Origin of the sequence: Comamonas sp. UBA7840 (assembly GCF_002501455.1) — a bacterium.
GTDB classification, from domain to species: Bacteria; Pseudomonadota; Gammaproteobacteria; order Burkholderiales; family Burkholderiaceae_C; genus Comamonas; species Comamonas jiangduensis.
The window spans coordinates 142,729-159,597 of record NZ_DLTI01000023.1 but is presented as its reverse complement, the minus strand read 5'-3'; the positions used below and the strand labels follow the sequence as shown (position 1 = coordinate 159,597).

Genomic DNA, 16,869 nt, shown 5'->3' with positions numbered 1-16,869 from the left:
GGTGCCGCTCCGGGTGCAAGGCGGGGCCTTACATGCCCTGGCGGATATGGCGCGAAAAATCGGCACTGCGCTCGGCATCTGTGCCATGCGCTGGTGCTTGCCAAGTTTGGGCGCGCTGGGTGATGTTGCCTTGCGCGCGTTGCAGCTCCAGCGGCTGCATGGAGGCCAGCCCCCCGACATCGCGCAGATATTCGGGAAGATAGCCTGAGGCGAGCAAGCGCCAGTCGGTGGGCAGCGCTTGGCCAATACGCCGCGCCAGTTGCCAGACGATGGTGGTGCAATTGGCCGTGAGGGTGTTGTAAAAACGCGGGGCAAACGCCAGCTGGCTGGCCTGGCGGGCATAGGCCATGAACAGGTCGCGCATGCTGTCTTGCGACATGTTGACCTGGTACAGGTGCACCTGCTCACCGCGCACATTCGTTCGCACAGCCAAGATATCGCGCTCATCGGCGGCCACCAGTGCCATTTCATACTGCTTGAAAAAACCTGCGAGCGCATCGAATTGCTCGTGCTGCTCTTTGCGGATTTCGATGGAAAACACCACGTGTTGTCCATCGGCAAAACCAAAGGACACCAAAGTGTGGGCAATGGCCGGCCCCATCCAATACGACAGGGCGACATCAACACTTGACAGCTGTGAGAGGTCGTAGCTGCGGTCTTCCCAGCGGGGGGTGAAATCGCTATCGCTGCGCCAGGTAAAGTTACGCACATTGCGCAGATGCACCACATCGGGCTGGTGCTTGTCGCTTTCGATGGCCACGAGCCGGGCCACATCGGCGGCCCATTCACGGTCTGACTGCGGATCAATCGTGCCCCACCAAATGAGCAACCCGAGCATCAAGGCCAGGCCCCCAGCCAAGATGGGCAGGACGCGTTGCTGAAGTGCGCCGTAGCCAAACAAAATCAGCCAGGCAAACCCCCAGACCAATGTCAAGGCTGCTGCGATGTTGTAGCGCTGGGGCGCTTGCGCCAGCAATGCCATGCAACCCCATGCAGCGCATAGCAGGCCCAGGGCGGTGACCAAGAGCCATGCGCCAGCCATGCACCATGTTTGCCATTTGGACGAAACAGGCATGAGGTGGTTGCGTGGTATTCGAGGCATGAGAGATAGGGGTAAGTGTGTAAAAAAGCGCAGTTTGCCGTGACAAGATGATAGATGCTGTGTTGATGTGTATCTTTTGCATTCTGTTTGGTCAACAGGGGGCAACAAAAAAGCCGGCATGGCCGGCTTGCAGGGGAGAGGTGAGGCGATCAGTGGCCTTCAAAATCCACCAATGTAAACAGCGGCAACTTGCCAGTGTTTTGCAATAGTTTGGAGCCTCCAAGCTCGGGCAAATCCACGATGGCTGCGCCTTCCATGACGGTAGCGCCGAGTTTTTCCAGTAATTTTTTGCCAGCCATCATGGTGCCGCCGGTGGCGATCAAGTCATCAATCAGCAGCACCTTGTCGCCGGGCTTGACGGCATCGGTGTGCAACTCCACCGTAGCGCTGCCGTATTCCAGCTCGTAGGTCTCTTCCACCGTGGTGAAGGGCAGCTTGCCTTTTTTGCGAATGGGCACAAAACCTACGTTCAATTCATAGGCAATCACTGCGCCCAAAATGAAACCGCGGGCATCCAGACCTGCTACGACATCGGGGCGCATGTCAGTGTCCATGTAGCGGTGCACGAACGCATCAATCAGAATGCGAAAAACCTTGGGATCTTGTAGCAAAGGGGTGATGTCTCGGAACTGCACGCCAGGTGCGGGCCAATCAGAGACGGTGCGGATGTGCTGGCGAAGATAGTCGTTGACGCTGGTCGTGTGCATGGCAGAGGGGCAAAAGAAGTGAGGCTGAGGCCCTGCGTTGGCAGGCGGGGGCTGCAAAGACGGAAGGCACCATGGTCTGCTGCAGATCCAGATACCGCTAATGGACAAAAGTGTAATCAGAGCGCCAGATTTGCGTATGTGTTGCGCACAGCAATCAATCAGCGTTTGTTGTTATCTGCATTGATTGCACCGCGTACGATCAATGCAGCGGTGGCCAACACCGGGCAAGCACCTTTATTTCAAGGAAGGAGTCCGTGCGACATAGAGTGGTCTTGCGGGCCTCGATAAAATTACTCCATGAATACCCCCATGCACACACCACCTCTTCTGGGTGCTTCGCAAGCGCTGGCTATGGCGCGCGAAACTTTGGCCATTGAGATTCAATCGTTGCAAGCCTTGGCACAGCGGTTGGATGAGAGCTTTGTGCAAGTGGTGCAGGCCATACTGGTAACGCCAGGTCGCGTTGTGGTGACGGGCATGGGAAAAAGCGGTCACATTGGGTGCAAGATTGCCGCCACGCTGGCTTCCACAGGGACTCCTGCCTTCTTTATGCACCCTGCAGAAGCCAGCCATGGGGACTTGGGCATGGTGACCAGCAAGGACTTGGTGCTGGCCATATCCAACAGTGGCGAAAGCAATGAGCTGACGTCGTTGCTGCCCGCCCTCAAGCGCCAAGGAGTGCGCATTGCAGGCATGACGGGAGGCTTGCAATCGAGTTTGGCCAAATATTCAGACTGGGTGCTGGACACCAGTGTGGAGCGTGAAGCGTGCCCTTTGAACCTGGCGCCGACAGCCAGCACCACAGTACAACTGGCACTTGGTGACGCATTGGCCACGGCGTTGCTGGATGCCAGAGGGTTCAAAACAGAAGATTTTGCACTGTCGCACCCTGGTGGCTCGCTGGGCCGCAGGTTGCTGACCCATGTGCGTGACGTGATGCGCAGCGGCGATGACGTGCCGCGTGTACGGGCTGAAGATGGTTTTGATCGCCTGATGCGCGAGATCAGTGCCAAGAATATGGGTGCGAGTGCAGTGGTGGACTCCGAAGGCCGCGTACAAGGCATTTTTACGGATGGTGATTTGCGCCGACGTATTGAGGATGGCACCGATCTGCGGCATGCCACTGCGGGCGCATTGATGCACAAGCACCCTCGCACTATTTCTGAAGAAGCCTTGGCCGTAGATGCAGCACAGTTGATGGAGCAGCACGGGATTACTTCGGTCTTGGTGGTGGACGCGCAGTCTCGCTTGGTAGGCATGGTGCACATCCGCGACCTGATGCTTGCTAAGGTGATCTGATGCCAAAGCCTTTTGTTTCACCTGCAGTGCGTTTTGCACCAGAACTCTTGCTGCAAGCGCAGTCCATCCGAGTGGTCTTCTTGGATGTAGACGGGGTGCTCACCGATGGGGGGCTGCACTTTACGGAACATGGCGAAGCCATCAAGCGCTTTCATACACTGGATGGACACGGCATCAAGCTGCTGCAAAAGGCGGGGATTGTGCCGGCTATCGTGACGGGACGAGATTCTGCGCCTTTGCGTTTGCGGTTGCAACAACTGGGGGTGCAGCATGCGGTCTATGGCACAGAAGACAAAGTGCCTGCAGCGCAGTCCATTCTTGATGAATTGGGCCTGACATGGGGCCAAGCTGCGATGATGGGAGATGACTGGCCGGATTTGCCTGTGATGCAACGCTGCGCATTCGCCTGCGCGCCCAGCAATGCGCATGCGGAAAATTTAGCGATTGCTGACTTTGTGACCGATGTGGCCGCAGGCCAAGGGGCGGTACGCCAGTTGTGTGATTTGCTCTTGATTGCCAGTGGGCGCTACCGCGCATTGTTGGAGACTTATCAGCAATGAGAAAAACTTTGCAGCGTATGTGGGAGCAAGCCTCCATCTATCTGCCCATGTTGCTGATGGCCATGCTGGCCATGGGTACATGGTGGCTGGTGCGCAATGCCCCCAAGCCGTTGCAAAGCAATGTCGATCAGGTGGTGTCGGATGCGCCAGACTACATCATGGAGAAATTCTCAGTACACCAGTTTGATGGAAAGGGGCGCTTGCAAAGCGTGATGACAGGAGCCCAAGCCCGCCATTTTCCGAAGACAGACACCATGGAAGTCGACGAGGTGCGTACCCGTAGCATTGCGCTCAACGGCATGGTGACCACTACCTCGGCCGATCGTGGTATCAGCAATTCTGACTCTTCGGAGGTACAGCTGTTGGGCAATGCCAAGGTCGAGCGTGTACAACCTCAGCAACCAAACTTGACCACGCGCTATAGCGGAGAATTTTTGCATGCGTGGACCAACGAGGAGCGTGTCGTTTCACATTTGCCGGTGGAAATTACACGTGGGAATAATCAATTCACAGGCGAGCGTATGCAATACGATAACTTATCCCAAGTGATTGAATTAAATGGCCGTGTAAAAGGGATTATTTATCCTGGGAAAAATAAATAATCATTTATCCCAAGTGAATGTAAGATTTTTCTTATAAATAAAAAAGACCCATTTGGGTCTTTTTTATTGGGGGTATCGATACGTTAATTGTTGCGAAAACGGTTGCCACTCGGGTTGCCTTGCTCGTTACCTTGGCTGCCGCGATTGCGGGATCCTATACCGTAAGGACTGCGGAAGTTGTCTTCGTTGCGCCCAGCATGTCCGTTGGACGGAGATAAGCTACCTCCATAGGATTGGGTGCGCGGTGTACGTGCCTCCATGGGGCGCGCTTCATTAACCACTATGCTGCGGCCACCCAGAGTCTGGCCATTCATGCGCTGAATGGCAGTTTGAGCTTCACTATCGCTGCCCATTTCTACAAAGCCGAATCCTTTAGAACGCCCAGTGTCTCGTTCCATCATGACTTTGGCACTTACCACGTTGCCAAACTGCGTAAAGGATTGCTGCAGATCATGATCACGTAACCCGTAGGGCAAATTTCCCACGTACAACTTCATACCCATCACGTACTCCTGTGCCGTTAACCCGATGCTTTTTTATTTCAAACTATTTGAATGCAGCAAATAAATAACTGCATAAATATTATTGGTGAAATAGTTAATAAATGACAAGCGCTCGGAGTAAGAATAGGTTTCGCAAATAAAAAAGGAACCCTAGGATTCCTTTTTTATTACCAAAGCGCTGATTAAGCGCTAGAGGTTTGGCTTAGTAACCGCCGCGGCCACCGCCGTAGCCGCCGCCATTGCCACGGCCGCCGCCGAAGCCGCCGCCATTGCCACCACCGAAGCCACCGCTACGGGGAGGGCGGGGTTCCATGGGGCGAGCTTCGTTCACAACCAGATCACGGCCGCCGTAGTTTTGGCCGTGCAGGCCTTGGATAGCAGCTTGTGCTTCGGCATCGCTGCCCATTTCCACAAAGCCGAAACCCTTGGAGCGACCAGTGTCGCGCTCCATCATGACCTTTGCACTTTGCACAGCGCCGAATTCGGAGAACGCCTGCTCGAGGTCGTTGTCGCGGAAAGCGTAAGGCAGGTTGCCTACATACAGTTTGTTGCCCATGCTGGACTCCTAGAAAAAAACTTAAAACGCGATGGAGCCCTAACCGAAAGCCAACTTGATGTGACCTACCTTAGAGACGCAAACGCACTTGCTCATGTGCTATCGCATTCGTGAGCGAAGCCATTATGAGGCAAGCTGTCACGCAGACAATGGGGTTTTTGTCAAATTTATGCTCCTATACAACATAGTTTGCGGGCTTTCCCGGGGGCGGCACGCGTAATAGAGGTTGCAAATAGCTACAATAGCGAAGTCCTTGGGGAGTAGTCCGTTTGGCGTGCAACGCGCCAAAAGCATGTATCAACAGACTTGGCGCTCAGCGCTATGGTGCATGCGGCTTCGACAGAAGCTGGGCAAGACCATTGACTGCAACCGTTCCTATGGCTGGCACGGTGGTAGTCAATGTGCGCTTGAGCCAGCCTATATCTCTACGTTCCCACACATGGAAGCCTTTCTCGTATCCACTGGTATTGTTGCGCTGGCAGAAATGGGCGACAAAACCCAGTTGCTCTCTTTGGTGCTTGCCGCACGTTTTCGCAAACCTTGGCCTATTGTTCTGGGTATCTTTGTCGCGACCGTGGTGAACCACGGCTTGGCGGGTGCGGTGGGCGCTTGGGTGAATGCCTTCATTGGCCCCGATGTCATGCGCTGGATTTTGGGGCTGTCGTTCATTGCGATGGCAGTCTGGATGCTGATTCCGGACAAGCTTGAGGATGAAGCGGTCAAGAGCTTTTCGCGCTGGGGGGTATTTGGCACCACGGTGGTTGCTTTCTTCTTGGCCGAGATGGGGGACAAAACCCAAATTGCCACCGTCATGCTGGCGGCGCAGTACAACGCCTACTTGTGGGTGGTGCTGGGCACCACATTGGGCATGATGCTGGCGAATGCGCCCGTGGTCTGGCTGGGTGACAAGCTGGTCAAAAAGGTGCCAATTCGCTTGGTACATGTCATCTCTGCGGTCATCTTCTTGGTGCTGGGGCTGGTGGCTTTGTTCGCCCAGAGCGTGCCGGGTTTGGCATAATGGGCCTCATGCGCTGATTTGCTTCTGCTTGCGGGCGCTTTACAAATACTGCTAAAGACGAAACCGCATATCCCAACCCGGCCTCGTTTTTAGCGATGCCGGGTTTTTTTATGTCCTTCATCGCCACACCCCAATCCATGCACTTTCCGGATGCGCTGCCGCTGCGAAGCGGCAAAAGCATTCGCGACTACACCCTGGCATTTGAGACCTACGGGCAACTCAATGCCGACAAATCCAATGCCATTCTGGTTTGCCATGCCCTGAATGCCTCGCACCACGTGGCTGGTGTGTACGAAGGCCAGCCCAAGAGCGAGGGCTGGTGGGACAACATGATTGGCCCGGGCAAGTCGGTCGATACCAACAAGTTTTTTGTTATCGGCGTGAACAACCTGGGCTCGTGCTTTGGTTCGACCGGCCCGATGCACACCAATCCGGATACGGGCGAGGTGTATGGCTCCAGCTTCCCGGTGCTGACGGTGGAAGACTGGGTCAACGCTCAGGCGCTTTTGCTGGATCAGCTGGGCATCTCGCAGCTGGCGGCGGTGCTGGGAGGGAGTCTGGGTGGCATGCAAGCCCTGAGCTGGACGTTGCAATACCCCGAGCGCATGCGCCATGCGGTGGTGGTGGCCAGTGCGCCCAACCTGAACGCCGAGAACATCGCCTTCAACGAAGTGGCGCGCCGCGCCATCGTGACCGACCCGGATTTTCATGGCGGCGATTTTTATGCCCATGGCGTGGTGCCCAAGCGGGGGCTGCGCATTGCCCGCATGATTGGTCACATCACCTATCTGAGTGACGATGTGATGAACCAAAAATTTGGCCGCGCGCTGCGCGAAGGGCCGAACATCAAGTTCACCACGCAAGACATTGAGTTTGAGATCGAGAGCTACCTGCGCTACCAGGGCGACAAATTCAGCGGTTACTTTGATGCCAACACCTATTTGCTGATTACGCGGGCGCTGGACTATTTTGATCCCGCCAAGCAGTACGGCGGCAGCTTGAAAGCTGCGCTGGCCCAGAGCCTGGCCAAGTTCTTCCTGGTGAGCTTTACGACCGACTGGCGCTTTGCCCCGGGCCGCAGCCGCGAGATGGTACAGGCGCTGCTGCAAAACGGCCGTGATGTCAGCTATGCCGAAATCGATGCGCCCCACGGACACGACGCATTTTTGCTGGATGACCCGCGTTATTTGAGCGCCATGCGCGCTTACTTTGAAGGTATTGCCAAGGAGTTTGCCGCATGACTGCCACCCCAACGATGCAAGCATTGGCCCAACTGGTGCCACAAGGCGCGCGCGTGCTGGATCTGGGCTGCGGCGACGGCAGCTTCATGTCGTTTTTGCAGCGCGAACGTGGTTGTACAGGTTACGGTGTAGAAATTGACGATGCCAATGTGCTGGCCTGTGTGCAGCGTGGCGTCAATGTGCTGCAACTCAACCTGGACGAAGGCCTGGCCATCTTTGATGACAACAGCTTTGACATGGTGCTGCAGATCAACACCCTGCAGCACCTGCGCAATGCCGAGACCATGCTGCGCGAAACCGCACGCGTGGGCCGTATGAGCGTGGTGAGTTTTCCCAACTTTGCGCACTGGCCCAACCGTTTCTCGGTATTGCGCGGGCGCATGCCGGTGACGCGCCATCTGCCTTACCAGTGGTATGACACGCCCAACATCCGCGTGGGCACGTTCAAAGACTTTGAGGTGCTGGCCCACAAGAACCGCTTGCATGTGGTGGATGCGTTTGGCCTGCAAGAAGGAAAAATCATCCGCACGCTGCCCAATCTGCGCGCCAGCACATCGGTGTTTTGTCTGGAGCGTGGTTAGGCCTGCCAGCGAGTTTTTGCCTGTGCTGCCTTCACTGAACGCCAAGTCTTTGATGTACTCGTGGTCTGTGCGGCACTGAATGGCCCAACGGGCGTGACAGTGTGCCGCCCAGAAGTTTTGATCATCCGCCTATGCCACGCTTTGCTGCCAACCTTTCCCTGATGTACACCGAACTGCCATTTTTGGCCCGCTTTGCAGCGGCTGCCCGAGATGGTTTTCAGGCGGTGGAATACCTGTTTCCCTATGCCTATCCTGCCGAGGAACTGGCCGAGCTGCTGGACAAGCATGGCTTGCAGCAAGTGCTGTTCAACGCACCGCCCGGGGGGCGCAATCTGCAAGAAATGGCGCAGGCGTGGGATGCAGGCATGCGCGGCACCCTGTGCCTGAACGGGCAAGAAGACAGCTTTCGCAACGGGGTGTGGGAGGCGCTGCGCTATGCGCAAGTGCTGCAGTGCCCGCGCATCCATGTGATGAGCGGCCTGATCCCCAATGGCGCGGCGCGCTATGCGCTGCGCAGCCGCGTGCTCTCCAATCTGCGCTGGGCGGCGCAGGCCGCCGCCGATGTGGGGGTGGACATCATGATCGAGCCCATCAACCACCGCGACATGCCCGGCTACTACCTGCAAACGCAGGACCAGGCGCACAGCCTGGCGCAAACCGTGGCAGCTCCCAATTTGAAGGTGCAGATGGATCTGTACCACTGCCAGATCACTGAAGGCGATGTGGCCAGCAAGCTGCGCCAGTACCTGCCCACGGGGCGCGTGGGCCACATCCAGATTGCCGGCGTGCCTGAACGCCAGGAGCCGGATGTGGGGGAGCTGAACTACCGCTATCTGTTCAGCGTGATAGATGCGCTGGGCTACAGCGGCTGGGTGGGTTGCGAGTACCGGCCCCGCCAAGACACCAGCCAAGGGCTGGCCTGGATGGCTACGCTGCTGTAAACTTGGGTGATAGCTAAATGAAAAAAGAGAGCGTCTGGTGCGCGTCTATTCTTGTTTTCAATATGAAAAATATCTGAAAACACCTAAAACAGAGCGCAAGGCGCTCTGTTTTTTTGCGCGGTGTTATTTGAGCCAGCCGCGTTTGCGGAAGTACAGCATGGGGCCGACGGCGCTGGCAATCATCAGCAAGATGACGTAGACGTAGCCATAGGTCCACTCCAGCTCGGGCATCACGCGGAAGTTCATGCCGTACACGCTGGCAATCAGGGTGGGGGGCAGCAACGCCACGCTGGCCACCGAGAAGATCTTGATGACCTTGTTCTGGTTGATGCTCAGGAAACCCACGGTGGCGTCCATCAAGAAGTTGATCTTGTCGAACAGGAACTGCGTGTGGCTGTCCAGCGACTCAATGTCGCGCAGAATCTGGCGCGCATCTTCAAACTGTTCGGCATTGAGCATTTTGCTGCGCATCATGAAGCTGACGGCGCGGCGCGTGTCCAGCATGTTGCGGCGGATGCGGCCGTTCAAGTCTTCCTGGCGGGCAATATCGGCCAGCACTTCCTGCGCGTAATCATCGGTCACGTTGCCGTCCAGCACGCGGGCGCTGACGTGCTTGAGGTCGTCGTAAATGCCTTCAAGCGTGTCGGCAGAGTACTCGGCGTCGGCGTCAAACAGCTTCAGCAGCACGTCCTTGGCATCTTCAATCAGCCCCGGCGCGCGGCGCGCGCGCAGGCGCAGCAGGCGAAAGACAGGAATGTCTTCGTCGTGGATGGAAAACAGCACGCCGCAGGATTTGAGCTCGGTGTTGTGCTGGTTCAGGATGTAGGCCACCCGCACGCTGCGCGGGTCTTCTTCATCGTCGAGCAAGAAGTCACTGCGGATGTGCAGCTCGCCGTTGTCTTCTTCGTAAAAGCGGGCGGATTCTTCAATGTCCAGGTCCATCGCGTCATCGGGAATGGACAGTCCATAGTGCTGCTTGACCCAGCGCTTTTCTTCAAGGGTGGGGGACTCCAGGTCCACCCAGATGGGCTGAAACTGCGCCAGCTCTTCCAGTGATTCGATTTCTTCCTGAACCAAGCGGCCGTTGGACAGCGAGAAAATATTGAGCATACGGCTCTCCCAAATGTTGTTGTGGCTTTAGCGGGGAATGATTGGGTGCGCTTCCAATCCAGTCTCATGCCGCAAGGCCTTGGGAGAGGATGGAAGCTACCAACTAGGGTAGGTTTCCACGGTGATATCTCGAAAATATGACAAGCCCGCGATTATGCCGGGGCTGCCCGCAGTGTGCAGCGGCAGCCTCTGCCGCCGCACGGGCATCACGAAGAGGGTGGGCGCAGGGTGTGGGCGCGGCACAGGTCGGCCCAGGCTGCGGGTTTGGCATGGGGAGAGCGCAGCAGGTAGGCCGGGTCATAGCTGACCACGGTGGGAATGTGCTGCACCTGGTGTACTTGGGCGCGCAGGCGGCCCAGCGCTTCTTCGCTGCCCAGCACGGCGCGTGCTGCGTGCATGCCTAGCACCAGAATGCGCGCGGGCTGGGTGTGCTGCACATGGGCCGCCAAGCCCTGTGACAGGCTTTGCCACGCCACGGGTTGCGCAGGTACCCCGGCAACAGGCAATGCCTCATGGCCAGGGCGTTGCACGCCTGCAATCCAGACATGGGGGCTGTGGTGCAGCCACAGCGCACGCAGCATGTGGTGCAGCAGCTTGCCCGTATCGCCCTCCAGCGGTGCGCTGGGGTTGGGTGCTTCCCAAATGACCAGCCATGCATCCTGCGGGCTGCCCCCCGTGGCGGCGGGGTAAGCCTGCACGGCGGGGGCAATCTGCCACTCGGCGCTGGGCGAAGCCTCGCTGGCGGCAGCAGCGACGGGCGCCGCAGGGATGGCCGGGCTTGCCACCGTAATCGCAGCCACTGCGGGCAAGGCAGGGGCTACGGCCTCCTGCGTGTCCGCAACAGCCACGGCTTCGCGCTGCGGCACAGGTGCGGCAGGCGAGGCAGCTACAGCGGCGGTGGGCATCCACAAGGTGATGCCCATTTCCTGCAGCATGGCGCGTTGGCGGGGGTCGAGGTTCAGGGCCATAGGTGCATGCTCATCAAAATGGCGGTTTCACGCTCGCCATGGTGCACCGGATAGTACTTCTTGCGTGCGCCGACTTGGGTAAATCCGTGGCGTTCATAGATATGGCGTGCGCGCGTGTTGCTCTCACGCACCTCCAGCCACAGCCACTGGGCTTTGGCGGTGTGGCGGCTCCAGTGCGCCAAGATGTCCAGCAACTTACGGCCCAGCCCTTGTTTCTGGTGCAGGGGTGAGACGGTGATGTTGAGCAGGTGCACCTCATCCAGGATTTGCATGGCGATGAAGTAACCCAGCACGGCTTCGCCTTGCATCAGCACCTGGGCGCAGTAGCCGCTGCGCAGGGCGTCGGCAAAGTTGCCACGGCTCCACGGGTGGGTATAAGCCACCTGTTCAATCGGCAAGATGGCACCCAGCAGGGCTTCGGTCAGTGGCACCACGCGGTGACTTTGCGCCCCAGGCGCAGGCAACCCATCCGGCGGCAAGGCGCAGGTGTTGGCGGAAGCGGGGGGCAGTTGGGGGTGCATCATGCGTGCGGGTGTGGTGGCTCTGCAGCTTGGCGCTCGGCTTCGCGCTCTGCCGTGGTTTTGGCGACCTTATCGCGGATGTACAGCGGCAGCGCGTAGGAGGCTTCAATCAAGTGGCCGTCGGCCATCAGCGTGGGCGCCAGACGGAGCAGGGCAGTGGCCGTGGGCAGGGCGGCCAGGTGCTGGGCCGCTGGGGCCAGGCGGTCTGGGTAGGCGGCTTGGGCATTGCCCACCACCACGGCGAGGGCGGGCACGGTCAAGGCTTCGGGCGCGCACACGCCCAGCGCGTGCGTGGACTGCCACAGGCCATCGGTCCAGCGGTAGCCTGCGTGGTAGACCTCGGACATGCGCGCATCCAGCACGGCCATGACATCGGTGCAGCCATGTTGGTGGCGGGCTTCTTCAGCGACGGCCAGCAAGGTGTCGATAGGCACCAGGGGCAACTCCGCACCCAAGGCCAGGCCCTGGGCAATCGCGCAGGAGGTGCGCAAGCCCGTGAAAGAGCCGGGGCCACGGCCAAACACAATCGCCTTGAGGTCGACGAGCTTCAGGTCCAGAGCCTGCAGTCCGGCCTGGATGGCGGGGATCAGGGTGGCCGACGAGTTAGCGCCACCGGCTGCCTGGTGTTGCCACAGCTGGTCGCCACGTTGAATGGCGATAAACAAGGTGTCGGTGCTGGTGTCAAAAGCAAGCAAATTCATGGTGCGCGCTGCAAAGGTAAGCCTGGCGCGCCAAGGCGCCAAAGCGCTCAATTATCGGGCGCGTGGCGTAGTTGCGTGCAGCGGCCCAGCCAAAACCGCGTGGCCCGCCACTACACTTTGCAGCTATGTTGCAAACCCTGATGTGGCGCAGCCTGCGCCTGAGTGTGGCCAGCGTGGCGCTGGCCGGTGCTGGCCATGTGCTGGCGCAGTCCCTCCCCCCGCCGGTAGAAGCCGCCTTGGCGCGCGCCCAGATTGGGCGCGATGCCGTCTCGCTGTACGTGGCGCCGGTGGAAGGCCGCAAGCCCGCACGGCTGGCCTGGCAGGCCATGCAGGCCATGAACCCCGCATCGGTGATGAAACTGGTCACCACCTATGCTGCCTTGGAGCAGCTGGGCCCAACCTATGTGTGGCGCACCCCGGTGTATCTGGATGGCGTGGTGGACAACGGCGCTTTTCGTGGCACGGTCTATATCAAGGGCGCTGGCGACCCCAAGCTGGTGTCCGAGCGTCTGTGGCTCATGCTGGGGCGCTTGCAAGGCATGGGCGTGAAAGTGATTGTGGGCGACATCGTGGTGGACCGCTCGGCCTTTCAGGTGCAGGGCCATGATGCAGCGGCCTTTGATGGTGAGCCGTTCAAGCCCTACAACGCGGGGCCGGATGCCCTGCTGATCAACTACAAAACGCAGGTGCTGGGCTTTATCCCCGATGGGGCAGCGGGCGTGGCACGCATTCACTATGAGCTGCCAATGGGGCAGCTGCAGGCACCCACCAGTGTGCCACTGGCGCCCCCCGGCACCGCATGTGGTGACTGGCGCAGCCAGCTGCAGGCGGACTGGAGTGACCCGCAGCGCATTCAGCTCCAAGGCCGTTACCCCGCCAGCTGCGGCGATAAAAACTGGGCCATCGCCTTGCCAGACCCGAACAGTTTTGCCCTCAAGGCTGTGGAAGGCATGTGGCGCAGCATGGGCGGGCAGCTCACGGGCAGCGTGCGCGACGGCGTGGTGCCTGCAGGGCTGAAACCTGCGTGGGAAAACCAGTCCCCCGCCCTGGCGGAAGTGGTGCGCGATATCAACAAATACAGCAACAACGTGATGACCCAGCAAGTGCTGCTGACCTTGGGCAAAGAGCGCATGGGCGTGGGCAGCTTGGAGGCAGGGCGTGCGGCGCTGGCACAGTGGTGGCAGCTGCGCTGGCCAGCGGCAGAGATGCCGCAGGTAGAAAACGGTGCCGGCTTGAGCCGCCATGCGCGCATCAGCGCGCAGGCGCTTGGGCGCATGCTGCAAACAGCGTGGGGCTCGTCGGTGATGCCGGAATTTGTGGCCTCCATGCCGATCTCGGGCATGGATGGCACGCTGCGCCGCAGCAAAGCCAGTGCCAGCGCGCATTTGAAGACTGGGTCACTGCGTGACACCAACGCCCTGGCGGGCTATGTGCATGGCAACAGTGGGCAGCGCTATGTGCTGGTGGCCCTGATCAATCACCCCAATGCCGGTGCTGCGCGGCCCGTCATGGATGCCTTGGTGGACTGGGTGGCGCAGGATTAATGGCGCTCCCTGAGGCGCCTTACCCAGAACCGAGGGGCTGCCCGTGGGCGACCGTTACGCTGTGCCGTGGCGCGTAGGTCACACAAAAAAAAGCCGGTAGCAACCGTTGATGTGCTACCGGCTTTTTTCGCGACTGGGGTGTTGGCGTTAACCAGCTGCCGCAGCGCGCTGCAGGCGGTCGCGCACGCCTTCCCAGTCGGCGCTGTCGGGCGGGGTTTCGATCCAGATCAGTTGGGCGCCCAGCTCGTCAAAGTCGCGCAGCGTGCCAAACAGCTCGCGGGCCGTGGCCATGGCGTTATCGGGCATGGTACGCAAATGGATGGCGGGGGCGGCCGTTTTCAGCGGGCTGCGGTGGTAGACGGCAATGTTTTTGCCCGCCGCACCCAGCACCTCCAAAGCCGCTTGCAGCTGCCCCGCCTCCATCAGGCGCACCTTGGCATTCGGTGCGTAATGAGCCAAAAGTGTGCCTGACGCGCGTGGGGTCTGCGCAGGCAGCTCTTCTTTCGAGAGTGGTCGGGTGCCGCACGCACGTTCAATATCGTCGCGCGTGATGGCGCCGGGGCGCAGCAGCACGGGCACGCCGCGCGTGCAGTCGACGATGGTCGATTCAATGCCCACTTCGCAGGGGCCGCCGTCCAGCACCAGCAGCTCGTCGCCAAACTCGGCGGCCACATGCTGGGCCGTGGTGGGGCTGACGCGGCCAAACTTGTTGGCGCTGGGGGCGGAGACACCCCAGACCGGCGGGTTCAGTTGCTGGCATGCTTGGAGCACCGCATGCGCCACGGGGTGAGAGGGGCAGCGCAGGCCCACGCTGTCCTGGCCGCCGGTCGAGGCCTTGGCGGCCTGCGGCAGGCGCGGCAGGATCAAGGTGAGTGGCCCCGGCCAGAACGCGTCGATCAGTTGCTGCGCAAAGACCGGCACGGCCTGGGCATAGCGGGTGATGGCGGCAGCATCGGCCACATGCACGATCAGCGGATGGTTGGCCGGGCGTCCCTTGGCGGCAAAGATCTGCGCTACGGCGGCGTCGTTGTCGCTGTCCGCGGCCAGGCCGTAGACCGTTTCGGTGGGCAAGCCCAGCAGCTTGCCTTGTTGCAGGGCCAGCGCAGCAGCTTGCACCGACGCGTCCAGCGTTCCATCCAGAATCACGTCAGTTCCTTAAAACGCCGGGATGCCGAGGATGTCGGCGGCCTTCAGCGCAGTCGCGCGGGCTTGCTCGGGCGTGGCCGCGGTGATGTTCAGGTGCCCCATTTTGCGGGCGCGCTTGGCATCGACCTTGCCGTACAGGTGCAGGTGGGCGCCGGGCAGGGCCAGGATCTGCTCCCAGGCGGGCGTCTGGGCGGTGTCGCCATCCTTGAACCACAGGTCGCCCAGCAGGTTCAGCATCACGGTGGCGCTGTGCTGGCGCGGCTGCACCAGGGGCAGGTTGGTCATGCAGCGCACCTGCAGTTCGAACTGCGACACGTCCAGCGCGTTCTGGCTGTAGTGGCCGCTGTTGTGCGGGCGCGGGGCGATCTCGTTGACCACCAGCTGGCCGTTGTCCAGCACAAAGAATTCCACGCACAGCACGCCCACGTAGTTCAGGCCGATAGCTACGGATTTCGCAGCGGCTACCGCTTGCTCCGCCTGCGCTGCGGGCAGATTGCCTTCATACACCTCGGTCACGGCCAGGATGCCGTCGCGGTGCAGGTTGCGCTGCACCGGCAGGTGGACGATGGTGCCGTCACGGCCGCGCGCCACGATGACCGAGCATTCGTGCGCCAGCGGCAGCATTTTTTCGAGCACGCAGGCCACGTTGCCCAGTTCGTTCCAGCCCGCCACCAGCTCGTCGCGGGTCTTGACGCGGATTTGGCCCTTGCCGTCGTAGCCCATGCGCGCGGTCTTCAGGATGCCGGGCAGCAGCGCGTCGTTGACGGTCGCCAGTTGCTCGGCCGTCTCGATCACGGCGTAGGGCGCGCAGGGCACGCCGCACTTCACGAAGTGAGCCTTCTCGGCAGCGCGGTCCTGGGCAATCGCCACGGCAGAGCCGGCGGGCGACACGGGCAGGCGCTCGGCCAGCTTGTTTAAAGAGTCGGCGGGTACGTTTTCAAATTCGGTGGTCACGGCCGCGCACAGCTGGGCCAGCTCGGCCAGGCCCTGCGCGTCTTCGTAACCGGTGCGCACATGGTGGTGACTGACCCGGCCGGCGGGGCTGGTGGCGTCTTGGTCCAGCACGGCGGTGAAGTAGCCCATGGCCTGCGCGGCATGGGCAAACATACGGCCCAGCTGGCCGCCGCCGAGCACGCCCAGCGTGGCGCCGGGCAGGATCACTTGCGTGTCATTGGCACTCATGCGTTCACCGGCAAGGTCATGGCGCGCGCGGCTTCGGTCTGCTCGACGCGGAAGGCTTCAAGCTTGGCGCGCAGCGCGGGGTCTTCGTTGGCCAGCAGGGCCACGGCAAACAGCGCCGCGTTGGCGGCACCGGCGTTGCCGATGGCAAACGTCGCCACAGGCACGCCCTTGGGCATTTGCACGATGGAGTGCAGCGAGTCCACGCCCTGCAGGTGGCGGCTGGCCACAGGCACGCCCAGCACGGGCACGGTGGTCTTGGCAGCAATCATGCCGGGCAGGTGGGCCGCGCCGCCGGCGCCGGCGATGATGGCCTTGAGGCCGCGCTCGGCTGCGGCCTCGGCAAAGCGGAACATGTCATCCGGCATGCGGTGGGCCGACACGACCTGTGCTTCAAAAGCGATACCGAATTGCTGGAGGATGGCAACTGCGTGTTGCATGGTGTCCCAGTCGCTGCTGGAACCCATGACCACGCCAACTTGGATGGGGTTCATGTTCTTCAGGGCAAACCGCCCGGCCTAGTGGAGCCAGCGATTTTAAGGCCATCCCTCGATGGACGCGTGCTCAGCGGGAGCGTCGCCCTTGGCGCA

The 16,869-nt window shown here is 60.3% G+C and carries 19 protein-coding genes and 1 riboswitch; of the genes, 8 read left to right on the top strand and 11 right to left on the bottom strand.

Annotation, left to right across the window (positions count from 1 at the left end):
- Positions 1–28 precede the first annotated feature (28 nt).
- Together B3R00_RS08755 and B3R00_RS08750 are read right to left on the bottom strand one after the other, a co-directional pair.
- Entirely contained in the window at positions 29–1,075 is a 1,047-nt protein-coding gene (locus tag B3R00_RS08755) for a DUF4105 domain-containing protein (protein ID WP_286998678.1), read from the bottom strand.
- Between the two features lie 176 nt (positions 1,076–1,251).
- Positions 1,252–1,809 (bottom strand): adenine phosphoribosyltransferase, encoded by a 558-nt coding sequence (locus B3R00_RS08750; RefSeq protein ID WP_286998677.1) that lies wholly within the window; start codon positions 1,807–1,809, stop codon positions 1,252–1,254.
- 297 nt (positions 1,810–2,106) lie between these two features.
- Between B3R00_RS08750 and B3R00_RS08745 the strand changes: the two genes are divergently transcribed.
- From B3R00_RS08745 to lptC, 3 genes are read left to right on the top strand one after another with little or no spacing between them, the layout of a single operon-like run.
- Positions 2,107–3,108: a KpsF/GutQ family sugar-phosphate isomerase gene (locus B3R00_RS08745; protein WP_286998676.1), complete on the top strand. Its 1,002-nt coding sequence runs from the start codon at positions 2,107–2,109 to the stop codon at positions 3,106–3,108.
- On the top strand, positions 3,108–3,668 hold the full coding sequence (locus B3R00_RS08740) for a KdsC family phosphatase (RefSeq protein WP_286998675.1): 561 nt from the start codon (positions 3,108–3,110) through the stop codon (positions 3,666–3,668). The genes B3R00_RS08745 and B3R00_RS08740 overlap by 1 nt, the downstream gene beginning before the upstream one ends.
- Positions 3,665–4,270, top strand: a complete 606-nt coding sequence (gene lptC, locus B3R00_RS08735) for an LPS export ABC transporter periplasmic protein LptC (protein ID WP_286998674.1) — start codon at positions 3,665–3,667, stop codon at positions 4,268–4,270. Before B3R00_RS08740 ends, lptC begins: the two co-directional genes overlap by 4 nt.
- Positions 4,271–4,353: 83 nt before the next feature.
- On the opposite strand, the gene B3R00_RS08730 is transcribed toward lptC, so the two are convergent.
- Complete coding sequence (locus B3R00_RS08730; RefSeq protein ID WP_286998673.1) at positions 4,354–4,773, bottom strand: RNA recognition motif domain-containing protein; 420 nt, start codon at positions 4,771–4,773, stop codon at positions 4,354–4,356.
- A 202-nt stretch (positions 4,774–4,975) separates the two neighbouring features.
- Positions 4,976–5,329 (bottom strand): RNA recognition motif domain-containing protein, encoded by a 354-nt coding sequence (locus B3R00_RS08725; protein WP_286998672.1) that lies wholly within the window; start codon positions 5,327–5,329, stop codon positions 4,976–4,978.
- Positions 5,330–5,567: 238 nt separating this feature from the next.
- A riboswitch (yybP-ykoY riboswitch) is annotated at positions 5,568–5,677 on the top strand.
- 91 nt (positions 5,678–5,768) lie between these two features.
- Here B3R00_RS08725 and B3R00_RS08720 point away from each other — a divergent pair.
- The 4 genes from B3R00_RS08720 to otnI all read left to right on the top strand — a co-directional run bounded on the left by B3R00_RS08720 (position 5,769) and on the right by otnI (position 9,110).
- Entirely contained in the window at positions 5,769–6,347 is a 579-nt protein-coding gene (locus B3R00_RS08720) for a TMEM165/GDT1 family protein (protein WP_219163336.1), read from the top strand.
- Positions 6,348–6,457: 110 nt separating this feature from the next.
- Entirely contained in the window at positions 6,458–7,588 is a 1,131-nt protein-coding gene (gene metX / locus B3R00_RS08715; protein ID WP_219163335.1) for a homoserine O-succinyltransferase MetX, read from the top strand.
- Positions 7,585–8,169 (top strand): methionine biosynthesis protein MetW, encoded by a 585-nt coding sequence (gene metW / locus B3R00_RS08710; RefSeq protein WP_286998671.1) that lies wholly within the window; start codon positions 7,585–7,587, stop codon positions 8,167–8,169. The genes metX and metW overlap by 4 nt, the downstream gene beginning before the upstream one ends.
- A gap of 131 nt (positions 8,170–8,300) precedes the next feature.
- Positions 8,301–9,110 (top strand): 2-oxo-tetronate isomerase, encoded by an 810-nt coding sequence (gene otnI, locus B3R00_RS08705; protein WP_286998670.1) that lies wholly within the window; start codon positions 8,301–8,303, stop codon positions 9,108–9,110.
- Between the two features lie 123 nt (positions 9,111–9,233).
- Here the strand turns inward: otnI and corA are convergent, their stop codons facing one another.
- From corA to tsaB, 4 genes are all read right to left on the bottom strand, one after another.
- A complete protein-coding gene (gene corA / locus B3R00_RS08700; RefSeq protein ID WP_219163331.1) occupies positions 9,234–10,220 on the bottom strand; it encodes a magnesium/cobalt transporter CorA in 987 nt (328 codons plus the stop codon).
- A 206-nt stretch (positions 10,221–10,426) separates the two neighbouring features.
- Positions 10,427–11,188 carry a uracil-DNA glycosylase family protein gene (locus B3R00_RS08695; protein WP_286998669.1) on the bottom strand — a complete coding sequence of 254 codons (762 nt, stop codon included), beginning with the start codon at positions 11,186–11,188 and terminating at the stop codon, positions 10,427–10,429.
- Positions 11,179–11,709 (bottom strand): ribosomal protein S18-alanine N-acetyltransferase, encoded by a 531-nt coding sequence (gene rimI / locus B3R00_RS08690; RefSeq protein ID WP_376747651.1) that lies wholly within the window; start codon positions 11,707–11,709, stop codon positions 11,179–11,181. Before rimI ends, B3R00_RS08695 begins: the two co-directional genes overlap by 10 nt.
- A complete protein-coding gene (tsaB, locus tag B3R00_RS08685) occupies positions 11,709–12,410 on the bottom strand; it encodes a tRNA (adenosine(37)-N6)-threonylcarbamoyltransferase complex dimerization subunit type 1 TsaB (RefSeq protein ID WP_286998667.1) in 702 nt (233 codons plus the stop codon). The genes rimI and tsaB overlap by 1 nt, the downstream gene beginning before the upstream one ends.
- Positions 12,411–12,535: 125 nt before the next feature.
- Here tsaB and dacB point away from each other — a divergent pair, with 125 nt between their 5' ends.
- On the top strand, positions 12,536–13,954 hold the full coding sequence (gene dacB / locus B3R00_RS08680) for a D-alanyl-D-alanine carboxypeptidase/D-alanyl-D-alanine endopeptidase (RefSeq protein ID WP_286998666.1): 1,419 nt from the start codon (positions 12,536–12,538) through the stop codon (positions 13,952–13,954).
- A gap of 147 nt (positions 13,955–14,101) precedes the next feature.
- Here dacB and B3R00_RS08675 read toward each other — a convergent pair whose 3' ends face one another.
- Genes B3R00_RS08675 through purE form a run of 3 tightly spaced genes read right to left on the bottom strand, consistent with a single transcriptional unit; the run spans position 14,102 to position 16,773 of the window.
- Positions 14,102–15,100: an L-threonylcarbamoyladenylate synthase gene (locus B3R00_RS08675; RefSeq protein WP_286998665.1), complete on the bottom strand. Its 999-nt coding sequence runs from the start codon at positions 15,098–15,100 to the stop codon at positions 14,102–14,104.
- 9 nt (positions 15,101–15,109) lie between these two features.
- Entirely contained in the window at positions 15,110–16,282 is a 1,173-nt protein-coding gene (locus B3R00_RS08670) for a 5-(carboxyamino)imidazole ribonucleotide synthase (RefSeq protein WP_286998664.1), read from the bottom strand.
- Complete coding sequence (gene purE, locus B3R00_RS08665) at positions 16,279–16,773, bottom strand: 5-(carboxyamino)imidazole ribonucleotide mutase (protein WP_286998663.1); 495 nt, start codon at positions 16,771–16,773, stop codon at positions 16,279–16,281. Before purE ends, B3R00_RS08670 begins: the two co-directional genes overlap by 4 nt.
- Positions 16,774–16,869: the final 96 nt, after the last annotated feature.